At 41.9% G+C, this 21,681-nt stretch carries 17 protein-coding genes and 1 pseudogene; 1 reads left to right on the plus strand and 17 read right to left on the minus strand.

Annotation, left to right across the window (positions count from 1 at the left end):
- Nucleotides 1-208 precede the first annotated feature (208 nt).
- Nucleotides 209-490: pseudogene (locus tag DXD06_RS06555) on the plus strand (tyrosine-type recombinase/integrase); the annotation flags it as partial.
- Nucleotides 491-528: 38 nt separating this feature from the next.
- On the opposite strand, the gene DXD06_RS06560 reads toward DXD06_RS06555, so the two are convergent.
- The 17 genes from DXD06_RS06560 to DXD06_RS06640 all read right to left on the minus strand — a co-directional run bounded on the left by DXD06_RS06560 (nt 529) and on the right by DXD06_RS06640 (nt 21,636).
- Complete coding sequence (locus DXD06_RS06560; protein WP_117831111.1) at nt 529-786, minus strand: phage integrase N-terminal SAM-like domain-containing protein; 258 nt, start codon at nt 784-786, stop codon at nt 529-531.
- Between the two features lie 154 nt (nt 787-940).
- Nucleotides 941-1,858 (minus strand): DUF6674 family protein, encoded by a 918-nt coding sequence (locus tag DXD06_RS06565; RefSeq protein ID WP_117831226.1) that lies wholly within the window; start codon nt 1,856-1,858, stop codon nt 941-943.
- Between the two features lie 66 nt (nt 1,859-1,924).
- A complete protein-coding gene (locus tag DXD06_RS06570) occupies nt 1,925-2,614 on the minus strand; it encodes a SpoVG family protein (RefSeq protein WP_117831112.1) in 690 nt (229 codons plus the stop codon).
- A gap of 3 nt (nt 2,615-2,617) precedes the next feature.
- Complete coding sequence (locus tag DXD06_RS06575) at nt 2,618-3,016, minus strand: hypothetical protein (RefSeq protein ID WP_117831113.1); 399 nt, start codon at nt 3,014-3,016, stop codon at nt 2,618-2,620.
- Nucleotides 3,009-3,626: a class D sortase gene (locus tag DXD06_RS06580; protein WP_117831114.1), complete on the minus strand. Its 618-nt coding sequence runs from the start codon at nt 3,624-3,626 to the stop codon at nt 3,009-3,011. The genes DXD06_RS06575 and DXD06_RS06580 overlap by 8 nt, the downstream gene beginning before the upstream one ends.
- A gap of 13 nt (nt 3,627-3,639) precedes the next feature.
- Complete coding sequence (locus DXD06_RS17805; RefSeq protein ID WP_117831115.1) at nt 3,640-11,280, minus strand: helicase-related protein; 7,641 nt, start codon at nt 11,278-11,280, stop codon at nt 3,640-3,642.
- Nucleotides 11,281-11,294: 14 nt separating this feature from the next.
- A complete protein-coding gene (locus tag DXD06_RS06590; RefSeq protein WP_117831116.1) occupies nt 11,295-11,663 on the minus strand; it encodes a hypothetical protein in 369 nt (122 codons plus the stop codon).
- Complete coding sequence (locus DXD06_RS06595; RefSeq protein WP_004611546.1) at nt 11,660-11,878, minus strand: DpnD/PcfM family protein; 219 nt, start codon at nt 11,876-11,878, stop codon at nt 11,660-11,662. The genes DXD06_RS06590 and DXD06_RS06595 overlap by 4 nt, the downstream gene beginning before the upstream one ends.
- A gap of 27 nt (nt 11,879-11,905) precedes the next feature.
- The gene (locus tag DXD06_RS06600) at nt 11,906-12,802 is read right to left on the minus strand and encodes a hypothetical protein (RefSeq protein WP_117831117.1); all 897 of its coding nucleotides are present in this window, start codon (nt 12,800-12,802) and stop codon (nt 11,906-11,908) included.
- A 50-nt stretch (nt 12,803-12,852) separates the two neighbouring features.
- Nucleotides 12,853-14,790: a C40 family peptidase gene (locus tag DXD06_RS06605; RefSeq protein WP_117831227.1), complete on the minus strand. Its 1,938-nt coding sequence runs from the start codon at nt 14,788-14,790 to the stop codon at nt 12,853-12,855.
- Between the two features lie 130 nt (nt 14,791-14,920).
- Nucleotides 14,921-15,865, minus strand: coding sequence for an ORF6N domain-containing protein (locus DXD06_RS06610; RefSeq protein WP_117831118.1), 945 nt, complete (start codon nt 15,863-15,865; stop codon nt 14,921-14,923).
- Between the two features lie 94 nt (nt 15,866-15,959).
- Nucleotides 15,960-18,347, minus strand: a complete 2,388-nt coding sequence (locus tag DXD06_RS06615) for a VirB4-like conjugal transfer ATPase, CD1110 family (RefSeq protein WP_117831119.1) — start codon at nt 18,345-18,347, stop codon at nt 15,960-15,962.
- Nucleotides 18,348-18,437: 90 nt separating this feature from the next.
- A complete protein-coding gene (locus DXD06_RS06620) occupies nt 18,438-18,950 on the minus strand; it encodes a PrgI family protein (protein WP_117831120.1) in 513 nt (170 codons plus the stop codon).
- A gap of 12 nt (nt 18,951-18,962) precedes the next feature.
- The gene (locus DXD06_RS06625) at nt 18,963-19,373 is read right to left on the minus strand and encodes a DUF4313 domain-containing protein (protein WP_117831121.1); all 411 of its coding nucleotides are present in this window, start codon (nt 19,371-19,373) and stop codon (nt 18,963-18,965) included.
- Nucleotides 19,374-19,385: 12 nt separating this feature from the next.
- A complete protein-coding gene (locus DXD06_RS06630; protein WP_004611540.1) occupies nt 19,386-20,228 on the minus strand; it encodes a hypothetical protein in 843 nt (280 codons plus the stop codon).
- Nucleotides 20,229-20,280: 52 nt separating this feature from the next.
- The gene (locus tag DXD06_RS06635; protein ID WP_005340540.1) at nt 20,281-20,658 is read right to left on the minus strand and encodes a hypothetical protein; all 378 of its coding nucleotides are present in this window, start codon (nt 20,656-20,658) and stop codon (nt 20,281-20,283) included.
- Between the two features lie 198 nt (nt 20,659-20,856).
- A complete protein-coding gene (locus DXD06_RS06640) occupies nt 20,857-21,636 on the minus strand; it encodes a hypothetical protein (RefSeq protein WP_055262779.1) in 780 nt (259 codons plus the stop codon).
- Nucleotides 21,637-21,681: the final 45 nt, after the last annotated feature.

The raw sequence follows: 21,681 nt of genomic DNA on the forward strand, positions 1-21,681 counted from the left end.
AAATGACCATCCAAATAAAAAATCCCTTGAATCAAACCTTAATTCAATTCAAGAGGACTTTTCTCTATCGGCTTTTTCCGCTCTTTGCAGGCTCATTCTTTGTTGCATTATCCTTAATCATTGTTTTCTCTGCTTGCTGAAAATACAAATCTCAAAAAAATATTGCTTGAATATAAAAACATATATTCATCAGAAATCAATCTAATCATTTTTTGTAAACCCGTCAGGCACTCCTTTGTCAGATCAAACAGTACGGAGAATGATTAACAAATACACTCCTCTTGCTGCTATTGAACAGCATATTACACCTCATATGTTCCGCCGTACATTTGCAAGCTCACTGTTAGATGCAGATGTTGACATTCGATATATTCAGGAAATGCTTGGTCATAGTTCTATCAATACAACTCAGATTTACACTCATGTCACTATGGCAAAGCAAAAAAACATATTAACAACAAAACATCCACGAAATAAGTTTAATTTTTAACCTCTGGTCTACCTTAGCTGACTGATAATACATGATTATCAGTCAGTTATCTTTAAATCAAATTCTAATATCAAAAAATAACAATTGATGGAAATAAGTATCAGGTTAATCGTGGAATACGCAGAGCCTTTACGCTCCAATAGCTCCCTGTACTGCATAACCAGCTCCTTTGTTATCTCATTTCCATCCACATATTTCAAAAATTTTTTGACATATCTGGTATAGCTTTCAATCGTTGATTTCGATTTTTCTTTATCTGTCAGGTATCCCACAAATGCTGATAGGTGCTCATTCATTTTTATCTACTCCCCTCGCACAATTATATTATTACGCAATTACGTGTGTCATTTATTATAAAATGCCACATGTATATAACAATCTGCCGTAGCGATGACAATAGTGTAGAATCAATAAAATAGGGACGCAGGATATTCTCCCACGCCCCAATTACTATCTGGCTTTATCTTCTCTTACCTTCGATACTTTCTCTGCTGTCCCCACTTTCACATCAGCACCACCTCTAGCCTCAAATGCATCGGCATTATACTGATATTCATGTGCTTCAGCTACCATCGGAACATACACAATCTCTGCATTGACTCTCTCCGACTCTGCTTCTTCCCTGTCAGGTACATTCTGCTCCTCACTCTTCGTATTCTCCATACGCTTTTCCTTATCTATCTGCACATTCATTGCCAGATTATCCAGCTTATCAATCGAAGCGTCCAGATGAAGTTCCATTGATACAAGCACATTATTTACTGCTTTCATCGGTGCAAGCACTGCTTTAGTTATTGTATGCTTCTGTTCTTTCTGTGAATAATCTACCTCCAGTTTATCTGCAAAAGTACGAAATGCATTGGCTGCTGTCTGTCCTGCCTCACGAAGTCCTTTTCCAAGCAATGCAGTTTTGGCTATATCCTTATCCGTAGTTCTGATTGCTCCTCTTACATTCTCCCGAATATTCAGAAGTTTATTCTTTATTCCTAAGAACTCTGATACTCTGTATAATGCTTCTCTGCCTTTTACCTTAGCCTCATATACAATGCTTTTTGCAGTAGATTTCACCTGCACTTTCACCTGAAACACCTGTGATTTTATCTGTTTGCATCTGGTATTAAGTCGCTCCTGTGCCTCTGATAATGCCTTTTTTGCATTATTGACCAGCGTATCCTCCTGCATTTCCTTGATCTGCTTCTGCATATTGGTAAGTTCTTCCGTCATGGAATCAATCTTTTTCTCCAATCCATCCACATAGCTGCATATCTCAAATACATCATTTGCCTGCTCTTTCATGGCATTCTTCTTTAATAATTCAAGAAGTTCTCTTATGACCTCTTCATTGGTAAGTGTTTTTCCTGCTTCCATATCCAATCTGTTTCCTCCATTCTGTAAATGGGGCAGCCTTGGCCGCCCCTGTACTCTGATTACTGATTATCGAAATGGTGTTGCCTCTTTGTCGTTTTCTTTATCGGGATTGCCATGATGTTTCTCGGCACTCTCCCTCGCCTTTTCGTTGCTCTTATCCTTTGCCTTCTCATATTCTGAGATAATCTCATTATAGAGTTTTTCCCTGAAATCCTTTGTGACCGGATAGCAGACATCCTGATAGATTGGCTTGCCCTGCTCATCCACCTGCTTTGTCTTATAAGAAGGCATTGATACAAAGATTTTCTCTTTTCCCTGCACGATATTGATATTATTTACGATGAAACTGTTTTCAAAATAAATGCGTGCAAGTCCCTTGATGTTACTACCTTCCCTCTCATAAGGTGTCACAGTTACGGAAAACTCCGGCATTTCCTGTGTACGCTCCTGCTTCTGTGTCTCCTCTTTCTCCGGTTCCTTAATTCTTGCATAGGCATCAAGGATATTGGTATAGAGTTCCTCTCGAAACTCTGCTGTGATAGGATTGCACACATCCTTATAGATCACACCATTGCTTTCATCACGCTCATTGGAGCGGTATCTTGGCATTGATACAAAAAGCTCACCCTTATCCTTATTCTCAAGGATTGCGATATTGGTGATCTTAAATGAATCACCAAATACTACTGTTGCAAATCCTTTGATGTTGCTGCCCTCTTTTGCCCTTACTTCGTTTACCTTAATTGAATACTTCATATGCTATTCCTCGCTTTCTTTTTGTTCTTTGTTTTGCTCCGGTATGATAAGCTCACACCAAAGCTGTTCTATCTGTTCACAAGACAATCTGCCATTAAGCCAGTTGCCAAGTGTAACGACCATTCCGTCCTGCTCATAATAGAGCCACTCCTGTGTTTCAATGTCCCCCTCATGCACGATAGTCACATCAAAATCAGGCATAAATAATCCTTCCTCTGCATCCCATACACAGGCTATTCCCTGTCTGAGTGTCAGATTCAGGCTTTCGACATACACAGACCAGCCGCTTACGACTATCTGAAAGTCATCATCAATCTCTGCAATATCATCCTCGATGTCAATTAGCTCTTCCATTTCCGATACTGCCTCTTCTATCTCACCTAACCGGTATCTCTTATTCATCCATCACCGCCTCCTTATAAATGCACCTGACCACAAAACGCATGGTTCCTTTCTGGGAACAGGTAAAAAGAGTTAGTTCTTTTTCATCGCCCTGTGTCTTGATGCTGTTATCATACGGATTTACTACCTCTGTCTCTGTTACCTCATAGATATGCTTCAGCCCATTTTTGTCGGTTATCATTACTTCATCACCTATGGATATCTGACTTAGTGGTGTAAAAAATGTGCCATATCTGCTGCCATTGTGACCGCACAATACACAGTTGCCACTCTCCCCAATCCCTGCTGTTTCTTCTATATGACCGATCCCGGCATTAAGCACTTTACTTGTGGTTCCTTCCATTACCGGATACCGGATATCTATGCCCGGTATCTCAATGATACCGATAACACCGCCTTCTTTAAAAATGGCTTCATCCTCTTTACTAATGGAGGTTTGCTCTTCCTCCACATCTGTTTCTTCATCGTAATCATCCTCCAATGTCTGCTCAAATTCACTTATGAGCTGTTCTGTCTGTTTTTCTCCTGTTGCCCGCCAGAAAAAAGGGACTGCCATAATGGCAATCCCTGCTGTAATCAGTAGTCCTGCGACCACTTTTCTTATGCTCATATTATTCACTCTCCTATCGTGTTCTGCCCTCTCTGTCGGCTGGATAAGCACCTTTATCCTCTGCTACAATTGCTGCAGATTCCATCCTGTCATCTGCTTCTCTTTCTTTCTCCGGTCCGCTCAGGTCTGCATCCACAGCCTTTGCGTTCTCAAGGTCAAGCTGGGCATTCAGTTCACACTGCCTAGCCAGTTTTTCTTCCAGTTCCTTGCTGTACGCAAATGGCTTGTCATACTCAGTCTTTGATGCTTCAAGGTCATTCTGATACTGCTCAATCTTCTTTTCCAGGAAATCAATGTTCTCATGAAGTCCGTTGAACAGGTTTTCCAACTTCACCATACTGCCGACCGGACTTGTGGAAAGCTCTGCCTTGTACTCAGTCTTTCCACGAAGCACCATATAATTGATGCCAAGGAAGTTCTTTTCCACAAGCAGCTCAAATCCGTGGAATTTACCGATTGCAGTTGTCTCTCCGGTCTTGCATTTGCTGATTGCTTCAAGCATCATCGTTCCGCCATCCACACGCTCAGTGTAAGTTGCTTTGCCTATAGTAATGGCAAATTCCGGATTATCAATCAGCTCTTTATCCCTTGCCTTTACATCCTCACGGACATTGGCAAGCTTTTCAGTTGCTGTCTTAATCAGCTTTGGGTACTTAATCATAAAGTTATCCTGCAAGCCGTATCTCTGATTGTCATAGGATGCCTTCAAAAGCTTTAATCTCTGGACATCATTGTCAATCTCCATCTTCTCACGAATAAGCGGATTGCCTGTGGCAACCGCCTTAATCTCAGCATAGGAAAGTGTTGCCTCGTCGATGTCCTCACAGCTTCGGCTTACTGCCTTGCTTGTCATGACCTGACTGATGAATTGCTGCTTATTTTCGACGAGCGACCAGTTGTATGCATCAAAGGTTCCTTTGGTGACATATCTGTAGATTGCAACCTCTTCATTTTCGTTGCCCTGTCTGATGCCTCGTCCTTCCCTCTGTTCAATGGAACTTGGCTTCCAAGGGCAGTCCACATGATGCATTGCAACAAGGTGTGTCTGCACATTTACACCTGTTCCACACTTATCTGTTGAACCGATAAGAACTTTCTTTTTACCTGTCCTCATCTCCTTAAAAAGTGCATCCCTCTGTGCATCTGTCTTGGCATCATGGATAAAAGCTATCTCATCTGCCGGAATACCATACTGGATAAGAGTTTCCTTCAGATAATCATAGATGGTAAAGTCCTTATCCGGTCCCGGTGTACCGATGTCCGAAAAAATAAGCTGACAGCCTATATGACCGTTGGCATTTCCTTTCTCATATTCCTTCCAGACATTCTCCGCTACCTTATTGAGCTTTCCATCCGGATTATTTGGTGCATCCTTATCAATCAGCCTTGCATCCGTTCCAAGAAGTCTTGCCTCATGGGTAATCTTTAAGAAGTTATCTACACTTGGATCAACTCCACCGCCTCTGATACGCTCTGCCCTCACAACAAAATCTTCCATGACCTGCTTCACATACCAGTCAGGCTCCGACTCCACAATAATAGGCTTGCCGCCACGAAGAGCCGGCACATCAAGGTCAAGCATGTCTGCAGTCTGCACATCAGCTACTTCACGAAAGATATTCATAAGCTCCGGCAGATTCGTAAACTTATTAAATCTGCTCTTAAAACGGAAACCGCTTCCCTCTACAGTAAGCTCCAGTGCTGTTGTCACTTCACCAAAGTTCGCTGCCCATGAATCAAAGTGATAAATCCCCATCTCTTCAAGTGCCGCTTTCTGCAAGTAAAGCTGCATGACATACATCTCACACATGGTATTGGATATCGGTGTACCTGTTGCGAATACAATGCCCCTGCCATCGTTTATCTCTGATAGATACTGGCATTTAAGCTGCATATCTGTTGACTTCTTTGCTCCACTGCTGCTGATACCTGACACATTATTCATCTTGGAAAAAATCGCAAGGTTCTTAAAATTATGTGCCTCGTCTACCATGATAGAATCCACACCAAGCTCCTCAAAAGTAATAAGGTCATCCTTCCTGCTCTCATCTGTTAGTGATTTCAGCTGTTCCTCCAGTTTTTTCTTCTGGCTTTCCATCTGTTTTACAGTCCATCTCTCTCCGTTACGCTCCTTCATCTCATCAATCGCATAGCTGATTTCATCAATCTGCTCGTTAAGCATTCTTTCTTTTCTCTCTGCGGAGATTGGGATTTTCTCAAACTGCGAGTGCGACATGATGATACAGTCATAGTCACCTGTCGCAATCCTTGATACAAACTGCTTTCTGCGGCTCTTTTCAAAATCACGCTCCGTGGCAACCAGGATATTTGCTGACGGATAAAGCCTTAAAAACTCTGATGCAGTCTGCCCGATAAGTGGCTTTGGAACAACCATGATTGTCTTATTGGCAAGTCCGAGTCTCTTCTGCTCCATGCAGGCAGCCATCATCTCAAAGGATTTGCCGGCACCAACGCAGTGTGCCAGCAGGGTATTTCCTCCGAGAAGGATTCTTGCCACCGCATTTTTCTGGTGTGGCTTTAACTCAATCGCCGGATTCATTCCCGGAAACTGTAAATGACTTCCATCATACTCACGCAGACGGATGTTATTGAATGTCTCGTTGTAATATTCTACATACTTCTGTCTACGCTCCGGCTCTGAAAACAGCCACTCCTTGAACTTTTCCCTGATCATGTTCTGCTTTTCCCTTGCAAGCATTGTCTCATTCTTATTGACTTCATAATGATACCTGCCATCTCCGTCATCAATCCTGTCCCTTACTGTTACAGTTTTAAGATTCAGCGTATCCTCAAAAATAGAATAAGCATCCATGCGGCTTGTACCATAAGTCTTAGTAGCTGCCACTGAATGCTTATCCATGCTTTTATTCTCGATGAACCATTCCATGCTCATCTTATTTAAGTGTACCTGAATGCCTGTATTGTAAAACTGGCTTCTGACTGCCCTTGCCCGCCTTGGCGTATTGAGAAGTTCATAGATAAACTGCTCATAATCAAGCGGCTCAATCCATGTCGTACCAATCTTTACATCAATGTCTGATGCTTCAATCCATTCCGGCTGCACCTTTTCAAGTGCTGCCACATTGCCTGCAAATCTTTCTGCCTGTGGATTGTCTGTATCCGCTGCCATAGCCTTTGCTACACGAAGCTTGTCTCTCACATTTCCGGACAGATACTCGTCTGCTGTCTCCCAGCCGATGTCCGGATTGTTCTCGTTGTAACGGTCAGGATTTAGGAAAACCAGTCCGTCCAGCTCTTCCACAAGAACTGCTCTTCTAAGCTCTGCCAAAGCATCATCACTTAGCGTTATCTCATCCGCTGTCTGCCCGGACTTTTCTGCAAGCTTTTCCTTTGCATTAGTAATATCCGGCTCATAGATAGAAAGCATATAGGCAGGGTTTACATATCCAAATTCATTGACGGATACATTTAATGCTTCCACAGCAGTCTCAACCCTGTCTATGACAGTCTTTGCCTTAATCGTCTGCTTATAAAACATATCCGCTTTTTTCACCTCCCCGTCTTCATTTACTTCCTCAAGACTGCAAAGAAGCGGGTAATCGCTGTCATCCCTGAAAGCTATTCTGTTTGCTTTTGAAGTAATGGCTCCATACTGCTTTACAAAAGCATCATATTTTACATTAAGAAGTCTCTGTTTATCAGAAAGCTCCTCCTCGCTGCAGCCATCCATCTGGATATCAATCAGCTCTCTTGTTATCTGTCTGATTTCATCAAGGCTTCGGATTCGCTCCTCGGCAGTCTGTGATACCTCTTTTCTTACCATCTCGGAATTTTCCCTGTAATAGAGCTTTCCTTCAAAAAATGTGTAAGTGTAGTTTCTCACATCCGGATCAGCCGGGATAACTTCCTCCGTCTGCTCCGCCTCATCTGCCACTCTCTCAAAATCTGTCATCTGGGCTTTGATATTACCGATAGCCTTATTGAGAGTCTCATACATATTGAAGTTCTCATCATTATTCACACAGACTGTATATCTGCTGTCCTGTCCGTAAATCCTTGTGTCATATTCCATAGATCCAAGCATCATCTCCGGATGCTCTGCAAAATAAGAGTTGACTGCAATGCCATTCTCAGTTACACCAAGGTGTACCCAGTCCGGCTCAATATCAATCTTTCTCTCCCTCTTCTGCAAAAACAGGATATCTGCTGTCACTTCAGTTCCTGCATTATCCTTAAATGCAGTATTTGGAAGTCTGACTGCACCCACAAGCGCTGCTCTCTCTGCCAGATACTTTCTTATGGTAGGATTTGCCTTATCAAGCGTTCCCTTTGTGGTGATTACTGCAACCATGCCTCCCGGTCTTACCTGATCAAGTGCTTTTGCCAGAAAATAATCGTGTATACGGAAGTTATACTTGTTGTACTTCGGATCAAATACCTTGTAATCGCCAAACGGCACATTTCCGACAACCACATCAAAGAAGTTATCCGGATATGTGGTATTCTCAAATCCTGTGATACTGATATTGGCATTCTGATAAAGCTGCTTTGCAATTCTTCCTGAAATGCTGTCAAGCTCCACCCCATACAGCTTGCTTCTCTGCATTGGTGCCGGCATACTTCCAAAGAAGTTACCGATACCCATAGATGGCTCTAATACATTGCCGCCTCTGAAACCAAACTGGACAAGTGCCGAATTTATGCACATGGCAATCTCCGGTGAAGTGTAAAAGGCATTGTTTACTGTTGCCCTAGCTGCACCGTATTCCTCATCAGATAAAAGGTCTTTCAGCTCTGCATATTCTTTGCTCCAGCCTGCGTTTTCCTCATCAAATGCCTGTGACAGTCCGCCCCATCCGACAAACTTCGACAGAACTTTCTGCTCCTCCGGTGTGGCAAGGCGATTTTCTGCCTCAATCTGCTTTAAGGTGCAGATTGCATCAATATTCCACTGGTAGCGGGTTTTTGGACCGGCTTTTTCTGTTTCCCAGAGATTGTAATGGAAGTTGTGCTTTTTCTGATTGTCAGCAACTGCCAGTTCTGTTTCATCCTGTAACTGAGATTCTTCGGTTGATTCTCTTTGACTGTCATCTCGATGCAAATCATCAGATACATCAACTGACGCTGGTTCGACATTATCTGACACAATACGACCATTCTCGTCAATCTTGGTATTCCAGCCATTTGCAATCGCTCTTTCCCTGGTTTCAAGACGATTGGCTCTTACACTATCCTCGATATCAAAGAATCTCTTATAGACCGGATTCATCTTATCCCTGTCAGCTTTCTGCTTTGTCTCCTGATAATACTTTTTCTGGTCTTCTCCACAGTAAAATGGCTGTTTTACCATATAGGATAAAATCTCGTATAACTCACGCCAATCGAGTGCACCTTCCTTACGCACACCATTCCTGTTCTTATAGCTGATCTTCACATATCCGCTTCTGATTGAGTACTCCACAAGACCATACTTATTGTTGGAATATGCTTTTCTTTCTGCGTTATCTGTCCCTAATGCAATATCCCTGATAAGGTCAAGTTTATTGGGCATAAATGCAAAATCAGACTGCACCACATCCATAAGGAATGCCCTAAACGGAGTGTAGCAGCTGCAATCTGTCACAAGAATCTCTGCTGTATCACGCAGGTCTTCATCAAGCTCCTCAATACGCTTGGCATAATCAATCGGTGTAATATACTTAAGCTCTGATGGATCTTTTTCAGTTGTTTCAGCTTCTATCTCTGCACCATATTCTGCCTGTGTTACCATGCGGTCTTCATCAGCAGTTTCCTGTGGTGTCATGCCTTTTGCACTTACATAATCTCTGTTAGAAGCATAGCTCTCCGGCTCATCCGGTATTGCATAATCATCAATCTCTGATTCTGCCTCCTCCGGTTCCACTTCCCGGTATTCGGCATCAATGACCTCATCATCCTCACGGAGTCCGTCCATCGCAAGCTCATCAATACGAGGTGTCTCAGGCTGGTATTCCCCTGTAAGAATAAGGACACCAAGCTCTTTTTCGATATCTTTCCACGAAACATATCCTTCAACCTCTCCATCCTCATCTCGCCACTGAAAACGCAGTCCATTCCCATGAAATGTGTCATATCCGTGCAGTCCCAGTCCGTCAACCGGCCAGCCTGCACCTCCCTGACCATATTCTGCTTTGATACGCTTTGCCCTGGTTCCTGCATCAATCTCTGTTTCAAAAATCTTGCATACCCTGCCCTTACCACCGATAAAACCTGTACCTCTCATAAGCACCTGTTTGATATACTCACCTGGTACTGTGGCTGACTTCTTTGGATTCAGATAATTGTATTTACCTGCTAATGCAGCTTTTCTGTCCTGCTCGAACTGACGCATAAACTGATTATTGTTTTCATCCTCAGTATGAATGGTGCCAATGCTTGCCTGCCCGTTCTGGTCGAAAAAAAAGGAAGCCTGTGTATATTCGGCTTCCTTACTAACACCCAATGAATTGATTTCATCAAGTTCCCTATTCAGTTCTGTATCATCCGATTCTAGTGGAATCGCATCACTATCTGATGGAGTACCACTTCCTCTGCCTGCATCTTCGCCTGCTCTCTTATCTTCCACATCTCCATTGTCGATGACGGATCCTGTGGCTTGTGCTTCGCCAGATACTGCATCTCTAACTGGTCGTACAGCTGATTCGCTTCCTCCTCTACCGCTGACATCTTCTCGTACATCTTCCCGAATCTCATCAGCGTCTTGTATCTTGCCGGCTCGTTCTCCTTTAGATAGTTCATCGCCATCCTTCCGTATTTGCCCAGCTTCGTGAGATCCTCCGTCTCGTCCGGCATCTCTATCTGCGGATAAAGCAGTCCGTCCACTTCCTTGTAAGTCATTTCTTCTAACATATCCAATTCTCCTTTCGCTCTCGATTGCCTTTAAGTTACGACTAAATTCTCTAAGAACACTACAGGAGACATCGCATACAATGGAACCAAGACGGTAAATGATCTCTTCGTCTTTGATATTTACGATCTGACTAAAATCCTGTTCTTGCACAGATAAGTCAAATCCGCATCTCGTCCCTACAGCATACATGACACTTGCATATACAAGCTGCTCCATGTCCATTTCCTGCTGTAAGCCATTGCGTTTCTTACTTTCTTCCTTTATCACACTACCTGATAGCTGCATAAGCTCGGTCATTCGGTCTCCGAACTCTTCTTTTATTATAAGCCAAACATCTGTTCCTGTAAACTGTTTTAATATATTTTTTAGAGACTCCCTGTCGCTGTTATCGTACTGCTCAATCTGACCTTCTGACACAAGAAAATCCACATAATCTTTAAGATTTTCTCCCTCAAGGTCCCATGTCAACTTAACATTCTTCCCTCCGGTATCACTGATATCAAAGATATACCTCATGCGTGGATTCAGTGCCCTTGACGGGAAGATGGCGCAGCCTTTCGCACCACGCTTTACATATCTTCCCACCTTTTTCCAGGTATCATAATCTGCCATGAGTGTGCTTTTTTCCGGAGGTCTCTGAGCTGTTACCATAACGATATTGTCAAATTCATAGCAGTATAACTGACCCGCAACCTTTAACACATCCTTCCAGTTCTTTTCTGATCTGGTGATGTTACCAATTTCAGAATCGTATATCGCTTTGACCTTCATATCAACGCCCATACCTTTGTCCTCCTCTACTTAAACATCTCTGCAAACAATCCCTTAAATAGCTTTAACTCATCCTTATCCAGCTCGATTGCAAATTCATTGTCGATTGCCTGTTTTTCACATTTATCCTTTTTCTTTGCAATCTTACGCATCACACGAAGAAGCACATAGCATTCCTTGGACTTTGCAATGCTCTGTTTAAAGGTCAGCTCATCCTCATCGACTGACTTCTGTGTCTGATAGATAATCTCTTTTAACTTATCATTGATACCATCTACTTCCTCAATGGAAATAATAACGGATGCCTTAGAAGCACCCGATCTGTCCCACTCCTTATGAAGTTCCTTTACTAAAAACTCCATGTTCTTAATTACTGTTGTTGAATCACTTTTCATCTTGCTTTTCCTCCGTTTTCTTTTAATGAAGAAGGGAGCTGACCTTCGCTGATAGGCGCAAAATCAACTCCCTTCATGTCCTCTGCTCCAAGGACTATCTGCTCTGCATAATACATATCCATTGCCTTATTGATGGCATCGTCAAGCGACTCTGCCTTTACTTTCTGTACTCGTGAAAGCACTTCTTTTATCTCAACATCAAATTCCTGTTCCATATGATATCGCCTCCTGTAAAAATCTCATCACCGGCACTTTTCTTCCTTTACCTGTCTTTCCTTAAAGCCCTCATCGTACTTTCCATCTTCCAGCCTGTCGTAAAAACAGTCCTCTTCAATCGTTCCGAAATCCTCATACATCTGGTGAAGGAAGTCATTCTGCAGCTTCTTTGGCACATCATCATCCTTTGACATATCCTGATAAAAATAGAACTTCTGCTTTAGCTTTGCCCTGTAATCATAGATATCCTCTATCTTTCCCGGTGTGCCATACTCCCTCTTGTATGCCTTGAAATTCGTGGTTGAGAGTGTGGAACCGAGATAAATGCCATGCTCCCACGATACTCCCATTGTGGTATTGTCCTTTGTAGGCTTCTCATCCTTCGGATAACGCTTATACTCTGTCGCACCAAGAGCGATTGTAAGAGAACCTGACTTCATATCCATCACCACAAGATTTCTTGGTGATAATGCTTCAAGCACCATGTAATCATGGTCATTGAAGTTATGGAATGTCTGTCCCCTTTCAAATGAGCGGTTCTCCATTTCATAATGCAGGTTAAAATCATCCACCCAGCCCTTATCGGTCATTCCAATCTCCTTAAGCTTTGCAACACATTCTGAAGAACTGGCTTCTTTATCAAACCGAAATTCTTTGGAATCGTTATAAAGTCCCTGAAGAAAATGTCCCAGCTGAATATCATCCAGACAGAATCTCGCAGATACAGTTACATTTGCTGCCCTGTAATACTCTGCGAAGTTATCTGCTTCACCAAGTGTTCTTCCAAGCTGCAACAAATTGTCTGCAAGCTCTGACATGTCATCAACTGCTATAAAACTCTTATAATCATCCAGAGTCATCAGCATATTTGTCTCTGTTCCCCTGTCGTTTTCTGTTACCAGTATCATATCTTTTAAATCCATTCTTACCTCCAGTCTCAGAGAGGGACTATGCCCTCTCTGCAAATTTCCTGTTATGGTCTTCCTATCACAACAATCTTTCCTGTGCTTGCCACATCCCTGTAGACCACACCAAGACTTTCATTAAGTGCCTCTACCACCTTGCCATTTCCGACATATACTGCCACATGGCTGATGTTCTTATATCTTCCGTTGCTAGTAAAACTGTAGAAGATAAGGTCTCCCGGCTGTAACTCATCAAAGGAGACAGTCTTTCTGGCTTCATCAAGTCCCTGTGCCTCCGCTGCTGCTGTGGTTGCTCCGCCGTAACTAATATCCACGCCTGCATCTTTCCATGAATAATAGGCTAAGGAACTGCAGTCATAATAGTTACCGCTGTCTCTTAAATCCTGACTATAAGGGAAGCCAACTCTGTGAAGTGCATAAGAGCAGACTGTTTTCTGCCTGCTGTCTGTAATTTCGTTTAGGATGGCATTGATTTCATCCTCAGTCATGGAGCTTACTCCCGGACTTCCGCCTCCGCCGCCACTTCCGCTTCCGGCATATCCAAGCTGTCCCATAAACTCCGGACTCATGATCTGCTCAAGCATTTCCACATGATCAGAGTTAAACCCATAGACCGAAATCATATCCCTGTACGATTTCAGCGTTACATTCACATACAGAACAGACTTCGTGACAGTAGTCACATTGCCGTCTGCATCCGTTTCTTCCACATCCTTTGTTCCGGTGCTTGTGGTGTATGAACACATATCATTTACAACTGCCTGCAGCCAGCCTTTAGAAGTATCATTCATGACTGTTGCAGTATCTCCGACACCATGCTTGACCATATAGACTGCCATGATGTCATAGTAATTACTTGGGTTTTCTTCCATACCTTCATAGTCCACATATACAAGCTCTCCAAGATCATATCCGGTATGCTCATTCACTTTCGTATTCACATCCCGGTTAAACTCCTGCACATAGGCACTCGTTACTGTCTGCACGGTATCTCCTGATTCAAGTGGTGGCAGGAATAAAGCAAATGGTGAATTGTAAAGGATTGCTATCACCGCTATAACCGGAACCGCAATCATGGCAACTACAAGAACAAGTAATAAAAGCACCAATCCGATAATCGGTGCAGCTGCCTTTACCCAGGTAATCGCTTTTCGCACAATCAGATCCTTTACCAGTTTTGCCACGCTGTCTGTCTGATTCTCCTGTGCTTTCATCTTATCCAGAAAGAATTTTATCTTCCTGCTCCGGTTGGTCATCTTTTCATCCTTGACCTCTATGGACACACCTGCAGCATATCCGGCTGCCATGCCGATTGCCGTGCCAACTCCCGGTGCAACCGCTGTTCCTGCCGCTGTAGCAGCTGCCTTTGTCGCAGTTTTTGTTGCAACCTTGGCAGTAGTCTTTGCTGTTTCTTTTGCCGTCTCTTTAGCTACCGTCTTGGCTGTATCTTTGGCAGCTTTCTTTGCTGTCTTTTTTGCCAGCTTCTTTCCTGCCTCTACCTTCTTGATACGCTTCTTTGCCTCGGCTGCCGCCTTTTTCCTGAAAAGTGCTGCCCCCTTGGAAGCAGTTCCGGTAACAGGTTGGCTTGCTTCATATGCAAGATATGCTGCCTGCGATACCTCATGCCCGCCTTCCACCTGTTCTGTTACTGCCCCAGCTGCAAGTGCTCCTGTTCTTCCTGCAATGTGAAGATTGGTGTTCTTGGTCTTGATGGAAGTTCCTGACTCTCTGATGTTACGCTTAAACCTAGAAAGACCTTTATCCTTAGCCTCCGATTGATGAATGGTACTCTTTCTATAAGTACGCTTTCCACCAGCACTTTTCTGAAGCATTAATTTTGCAGATGCTTTTTTATCCATTTCATTGGCTTTAGCATCATGCACTTTCGGACCTCTCTCTACTGTATAGATGTTGCTGCCTTTAATCTTGGCACCCTTTGGCTCGTGGGCATGAATCTTGGCTTTCTCCTTGGTGTGAATGACCATTGGTTTGTCATCCACTTTCTTTATCTTCATTGTTCTCACCTTCTTTCTACATCCATTACCCAAAAATGGGTAAAAAAATAGCCATCACAGAGATTTGCACCTCTATAATGGCTACCGTCAGCATCGTTATTTAATTGTTTGCTTCTTCTGTTTCAATTTCTAAACGTTGAAGTATATCTGAAATAATTCCAACATCTTCTATCCGGCTTATTCCAAAACACTTTTTTCCTGCATCTTTAATCGATGCCCCAATATGATATGCTGTTTCTTCATCTATAATAAAAAATCTGTCGTGAAAAACTCCCGTATAATTCACAGTTAATGTTGGATACTGACTGTTAAAATTTGCAATATCTTGACTTGCCAAACGTGTTCTGCGAACAGTATAAATTATTACATCTACACCATCTTTCTTTTTAGCAAGAATATTCAATGTCCCAACGTCTATATAATTGTCTATTAAAACTATTGATTTTTCTGCTTTTCCCACAAGACTTACCAGAAGACTGAATGCATCATATATCTGTCCATCAAAAAATATCTTCTGACCTACCTCTTCGTGTTCCGAAATATAAGCAAAAATCTGATCAAATTTCTCATTAGACTCCTTTTGATACTCTAATTGCTTTAGTTCTAAGCTATTTAGCTTATCAAACATCAAAGCATTTTCAGCCAAAAATCGTCGCATTTTTACGAAAGCATTCATAATATTTACACTTACCTGAATAGCTTCGTCACTTCTTAATACTGCTGATAGCATTGCTATTCCCTGTTCTGTAAAGACATATGGCAAATACCTACGTCCACCTTTTGAAGATGTATTTTCTGTGTTTGAGGTCGCAATTTGCGACCTCAAATCAGCATATTCATCCTCGGTCAGTTGGAAACAAAAACTTTCTGGAAAACGTTTCGCATTTCTTTTAACGCTTTCATTCAATCTTTTTGTTTCAACATTATAAAGTAGTGCCAAGTCGCTATCTATCATAACCTGCTGTCCACGTACATAATGAATCAGATTCTCAATTCTTTCTTCTGTGCTATCAACCATTACAGGTACATTTATATTATCAGACAAATCAACATCTCCTATGTTTTTTATTTGAGGTCGCAAATTGCGACCTCAAATAAATTGTACCTTCCCTGTACAACATAGTCAATCAGTTTCGCCCTCAATCGACAACTATTTTATTCTGCATTTCACGTTTCTTCTGTTCCGCAATCTTCTCATGAATGTTGGTATTGTACAGCTTGTACAAATCCGTATCCTTACTGATCTGATTATCAAACGGAATTACCACAGAACCACACTTGATAAGTCCCATTCCCGATGCGGTATTGGTTACGAATCGAAGCTGTGCCTCTGATACTCCGATAACCTCTGCCATCTTGGAACTATCCGTATTAGCCTGCTTTAAAAGTGCTACAAACTCTGAGTTTGCAAGCATTGTGGTTGCTGTGTAATTCTGCAACAGATCGACAACATTCTGCGTGATACCGGTACAAAGACCCCCCTGCTTTCTTACTTTCTTCCAAAGCTGCTGCAGATATTTTGCAGAATACTCGGAATTAAGTAAGACGTGGAACTCATCAATATAGAGCCATGTTGCCTTGCCTCTCTTACCATTCTCAACAATCCTGTTCTGAATGGATTCCATCATAACAAGCATTGTGATAGGACTAAGTTCTGTACCCAAGTCCCTGATGCCATATACTGTAAATCTGTTATCCACATCCACATTTGTCTGGTGATTGAAGATGTTAAGTGAACCATTTACGAAAAGCTCTAGTGACAATGCAATGTCCTTTGCCTCGTCCTCCGGCTGCGCCATAAGGATATCGTAGAAATCACTCATTACAGGGATATACTTCTCTTTGCTTCTTGCAATGTCGATATACAGTTTTCTCACACAGCGGTCGATGATTGACTTCTGTCTTGAATTTAAGCTATCACCGATGCACTGCTCACAAAGACCAAGCATGAACTCGCCCTTTTCTCTTACCATTCCCTTGGAATCATTCGGATCAAGGCTCCATACATCCATCTCCAGCGGATTCACATAGTTATCCGTGTAGGTGGACATATTTACCACTGTTCCACCATAAGTCTCAGCAATATCAAAGTATTCGTTCATTGGATCTATGACGATTATTTCATCATCTCCCGACAAGAATACGCTGCCCATTTCCATCTTGCAGAAGAAGGATTTACCGGAACCCGGCACACCAAATACAAAGCCATTTCCATTAATGAGCTTCTTTCTGTTGCCGATATTCACATTCTTGCTGATCTGGTTGATGCCATAATAGTTGCCGGTGCTGTCATTAAGCTCCTGCACATTAAATGGCATAAGCACCGCAAGTGACTGGGTAAGAAGTGCACGCATTGTCTCCACCTGTCTTACACCAATCGGAAGTGCTGTGTTGAGTGCTTCCCTCTGCTTTAAATAGTGTGTATCAATCGTGCAGCTGTTACGCTTTCCGATAGTCTCCACAGTCTCACATACACTCTCAAGCTCCTTCTTGCTTTCTGCCATAAGAATAATGGTTACTCCCACAAAGAAAAGGCACTGGTCATTCTCACGGACATCATCCATGATTTCCTCAATCTCCTTTTTCTCCGTTCTCTTGGCATATGAGATTTCCGTAGAAAAATCGTTATTCTTATTACGGACTCTCTGCTGCTTAATGATATCCGACTCAATACCAAGGTATTTCTTCTGAAGCACCTTTGTTGTCAGATCCTTGGGAACAGGCACCACATCAATGCTCGTGATGGAATGAACCGGAAGGGAAGTAATCTCATTGATGAATCTGTCTGACAAACTGCTCGGATACTTTTTGATAAAAAGTGCCTTGCAGAATTTACTCTCATCCTCAAAATGGTCCGGGAAATATTTCACCATCCCATTGCACAGATCATTTCTAAAATCTGCCCCGACCTTCTTTGCCTGTTTGATATCAAAATCAAAACTGCCCTCATCTCCAAGATGATAATAGTCATAGAGCACTTTCATTCTCTCATTGCCATTAAGCGGCACGATCTCTGCCCCAAGCTCAATGAAAGCCTTGTGTATCGTTGCCTCAAGGGTTGCAAACTGTGCCTTCGCCTCCTCGAAGTTTTTTCTCTCAATTGTAATTGTCAGGTATCTTTCCTGCTCAATCCCCTGTCTGCCCTCAATAATCTTCTCTTCAATGATGTCATTGTAGATTCTTCTGTAATTATTGAAGCCATCATATTTCTCAGCAATCAGAACCTTATCACGGAGGTCATCCATGTTTTTGTTCTTATTGTTGATCGTAATCTTATAATTACAGTCCAGCGAATTTAAGAACTTGCAGTATCTCTCGAAAATACCGATCTGCTCATCCTCGGTTGCTGTCGTGTAATTGATGTCCTGAAAGCGGTAGCATTTGGAATACTTATTTTTGCTTACTTCAAAAATGCCGTTTTCAGCCACCGCCATAATCTCTATGGTTTCATGAATGGATTTAGGTGTCTTATACAAAGGCTCGCTCGCCTTCTTTAATAACTTAAATCCGTCTGTAAATAAACCCATGTCTCTAACCTCGCTTTCTTATAATGAAAGCCCGCCGGGAACTTCACCCTGCGGGCTGTGTTCCCGACCTTGCGGTCAGATACTTTTTATCTAACGCATCGCCTTATATGCTGCAATACCAGCTGTTATCGCAACAATGACTGCGACAAGTCCAAGCAGCACGTTTCTCGTCTTTTTCTTCATCGCTTCAAACTCCTCCTGCTTCTTTACAGCCGAATCAGCTGTTACAGTCTCCGGTTCAGCCTTTCTGCCTTTCTTCTTTACCTGTTCATTCTGTTCTGCTTCTAACTGCTTTATTGCAGGCTCTCCCTCTGTTGATACATAGGTAAGTGCCCTGTTTCCAAACATAAAATGCAGTTTCTTTCCCATATACTCGTAGAAATTCATCCCATTAAAGGAATAGAAACCACCAAGTGCAATCGGTGCCACACAAGGAATTGCCACATAAGCAGAACCCGTAAGACCGATATACTTGTAAAGAAGAAGGACGATACTTCCACCGACCACTACGCTTGCAATGGAAAATATAAGCTGCCTTGCAGTAAGTCCCATCGCAACCGATTCCTGATAGCGGTCAATATCCTTGTTTACTTCGATTACCATTGTCCCTGCCTCCTATCTTGATAAATCCTTTTTCTCTGGCTTTCTTGTCATTCCAATATTCGCCTCATACTTATCCATTCCATCCGGACACAGTTCCCTAAGCTTATCTACATTGAACAGATAAAGAGGATATTCACAGAACCCGCTCCTTTGCGTGAATCCTGTAAACTCTCCAAGGTCGTTATCTGTAATAAACTTTTCAATATCCGGCATGTCATTCACATTCAGATATCCGCAGTAATTTGGTGCTGCAACCGACAAATTCACAGTCACATCCCCAAAAGGCTCCTCATATCCATCTTCATTACACATAAGACCAATAAACATTGCCCTGTTATTCATATACTGCTGGATATCAAATGTCACCTGCGTTTCTCCGGTTATACTTGAATTATAAGTAACCTGTTTCTTTTCATTATCCATTTCTGCCTCCTTCTATAATCCAAATGCCTTGCTTGTAAGTGTCTGTGCACCCTTCACGCTTCCGACAGTCATTGCAATCGTAAATGTCATTTCACACAGATATATAAGTGTCTGTGCCCAGTCAGCGTAACTTCCTGTAAATGCCGGAAGTCCTGCATTGATAAATGCATTACATACCACAATTGCAAGTGCCATCGTTACTGCCTCGAATACACACGAAAGAAAATATTTGCAGTAGGTAGCCATTGTATGACTGACCATTCTGTTTCCTGCCATTGTGGAGCATGCAATCGCACCAAGCGGCACAATAATCAGTATCTTTAAGAACCTGAAATACACTGTGTAAATGATAAAGAATCCACAGATAATAATGATGATTGCAAGCAAAGCTGTAAGTATCAGCATTACCAGACTCTCACCAAATCCGAGTCCCTTAATGATGTCTGCCTGTGTACTGTCAATGGCAAGCTGCGTCGTTGTCCCGGCAGATATAAGTCCCACCAGATTTCCTATGGAAGTAAAAAACGCTTTCATAATCGTGACATTATTTGCAACAAACCATTCTGCAAGTCCCAGTCGGATAAGCATACGAAATATAGACTCAAACCTCATCTCATCTTTTACATCTATGCTTTCCGAGCAGAAACCGATAACAAAGAACAGCACAACGAGGGATGAACCGACCGCTACAAAGACCGGCTCTATCCCCTCAATGACTGCCCAGGGACCTCCGCCCTTGAAACTGACCGGTGACTGTCCAAGCATTGCAAAGACCAGGGATATCTGATTGTTCCAAAACCCAAACACTGCCTCAAGAAGTGCAAGGATCTTGTCTCCAAGCTTAAAAATATCCATACTTGTTATTCACCTCTTTCCTTTTACTAAAAGGGGAACTTTTTCCCCCATCTTAGAAGCCTAAGAATGTCAGTACTGTTGAAATACCAGCCATCATGACACCTGCCACAATTCCTTTCAGAGCGGAGTTCATGGTAGATGAATCCTGCTGCTGATATGCTTGTGCGAACTCCATGACATTCTTTGCAAGAATGATGACACCGACCGCACCAATGACTGCAATGATAAGTGTCTTTAAGTTCTCAAGCGGCTGTGTTACTGCGGAAGTACCTGTACCTGCTGCAAAACAAGTAGTGCTCATAAGCATTACTCCCATAAGTGCTCCGGATAATGCCGGAACGAATCTCTTCTTAAAGTGAATGAATCTGCTCTTCATGCCTTTCTCCTCCATCTGATTGTTGTTAGTTGTAATAATCTGTTCTTTTCTCATGTTGTCTCTCTCCTTTTTGTTAAAAAAATAAGCCAGCAGGGATAATCCCTAACTGGCTGTTAAAAGTTACTCTATATGATCAGGCAATGCCTGTTGTAATGATTAAATCGGGCTTTCCCCGATGTGCTATGCTTCAACCACCTCCTTTTCAAGGTACAAAAAAAGCACCTTAACCATATTGGCTAAAGTGCTTGTATATTAATTATCTTTTCTCTCTTTTGTTCTATTCCATTCAATTTTAAGATATATCCTCATTGCATTAGTTAACATATCCACATCACTAAATAATTTATTATTCTGTTCAGCAACACACTGACATTTTGCAAGATTGCCATTTATAAAAGAGCTACACTCATTTTCTTGTTGTTGATTTGAATAATGCTCATTATATATATTGCAATTCTCATATTCACTTCCCGATTTACGGCATGACTTACATAGTGAATCCAAATCATTACATGTTTTCATTGTCTTGATATTGATAAAATAACTACAACATCCTATATATATATCTTCTATCAACTTGACTATATGCTGATTTTTAGAAATATTATCACCCTTATTTAATAAATCAACTTTATCATTTTCCACTTTATCTGGTCCAAAATAAAGAATTAATAAATTACTCTTTTCCCTTACAGACATTAAATTCATTTTTACCAAATCAACATCATTTTCGTCAGAATAAATATAATTATTTATTGCTGTGAGTAAATCAGAAGTTTCTCGTCTTACATTTTGTATCCACTCAACTCTTGCTGACCATACAACACTTGCATCTATTTGAGTTTCATTTCTCTTATTTTCAGCATCTTGCTCAAACATAGCTATTTCACTATTTGTTCTATTATTCACTTCATCTCTTTGTGCCGCTCCTTTTTTTGAATCTTTTGCATTATACAATGCAATTCCTGCCGATACTAACGATGCTACTGCTGCAATTACTGCTGCAATTATTGTTGCGTTTCCACCATCCATTGATTTAATTCTCCTTTTATTGTATAGACACAGTATACCATATTC

The organism is Roseburia sp. TF10-5, assembly GCF_003462365.1.
Classification (GTDB): domain Bacteria; phylum Bacillota; class Clostridia; order Lachnospirales; family Lachnospiraceae; genus Roseburia; species Roseburia faecis.

Excerpts from the sequence above, each read along its gene's own strand:
- DXD06_RS06560 (WP_117831111.1), bottom strand. The coding sequence starts at position 786 with ATGAATGAGCACCTATCAGCATTTGTGGGATACCTGACAGATAAAGAA.
- DXD06_RS06565 (WP_117831226.1), bottom strand. The coding sequence starts at position 1,858 with ATGGAAGCAGGAAAAACACTTACCAATGAAGAGGTCATAAGAGAACTT.
- DXD06_RS06570 (WP_117831112.1), bottom strand. The coding sequence starts at position 2,614 with ATGAAGTATTCAATTAAGGTAAACGAAGTAAGGGCAAAAGAGGGCAGC.
- DXD06_RS06575 (WP_117831113.1), bottom strand. The coding sequence starts at position 3,016 with ATGAATAAGAGATACCGGTTAGGTGAGATAGAAGAGGCAGTATCGGAA.
- DXD06_RS06580 (WP_117831114.1), bottom strand. The coding sequence starts at position 3,626 with ATGAGCATAAGAAAAGTGGTCGCAGGACTACTGATTACAGCAGGGATT.
- DXD06_RS17805 (WP_117831115.1), bottom strand. The coding sequence starts at position 11,280 with ATGGGCGTTGATATGAAGGTCAAAGCGATATACGATTCTGAAATTGGT.
- DXD06_RS06590 (WP_117831116.1), bottom strand. The coding sequence starts at position 11,663 with ATGAAAAGTGATTCAACAACAGTAATTAAGAACATGGAGTTTTTAGTA.
- DXD06_RS06595 (WP_004611546.1), bottom strand. The coding sequence starts at position 11,878 with ATGGAACAGGAATTTGATGTTGAGATAAAAGAAGTGCTTTCACGAGTA.
- DXD06_RS06600 (WP_117831117.1), bottom strand. The coding sequence starts at position 12,802 with ATGGATTTAAAAGATATGATACTGGTAACAGAAAACGACAGGGGAACA.
- DXD06_RS06605 (WP_117831227.1), bottom strand. The coding sequence starts at position 14,790 with ATGGTCATTCACACCAAGGAGAAAGCCAAGATTCATGCCCACGAGCCA.
- DXD06_RS06615 (WP_117831119.1), bottom strand. The coding sequence starts at position 18,347 with ATGGGTTTATTTACAGACGGATTTAAGTTATTAAAGAAGGCGAGCGAG.
- DXD06_RS06620 (WP_117831120.1), bottom strand. The coding sequence starts at position 18,950 with ATGGTAATCGAAGTAAACAAGGATATTGACCGCTATCAGGAATCGGTT.
- DXD06_RS06625 (WP_117831121.1), bottom strand. The coding sequence starts at position 19,373 with ATGGATAATGAAAAGAAACAGGTTACTTATAATTCAAGTATAACCGGA.
- DXD06_RS06630 (WP_004611540.1), bottom strand. The coding sequence starts at position 20,228 with ATGGATATTTTTAAGCTTGGAGACAAGATCCTTGCACTTCTTGAGGCA.
- DXD06_RS06635 (WP_005340540.1), bottom strand. The coding sequence starts at position 20,658 with ATGAGAAAAGAACAGATTATTACAACTAACAACAATCAGATGGAGGAG.
- DXD06_RS06640 (WP_055262779.1), bottom strand. The coding sequence starts at position 21,636 with ATGGATGGTGGAAACGCAACAATAATTGCAGCAGTAATTGCAGCAGTA.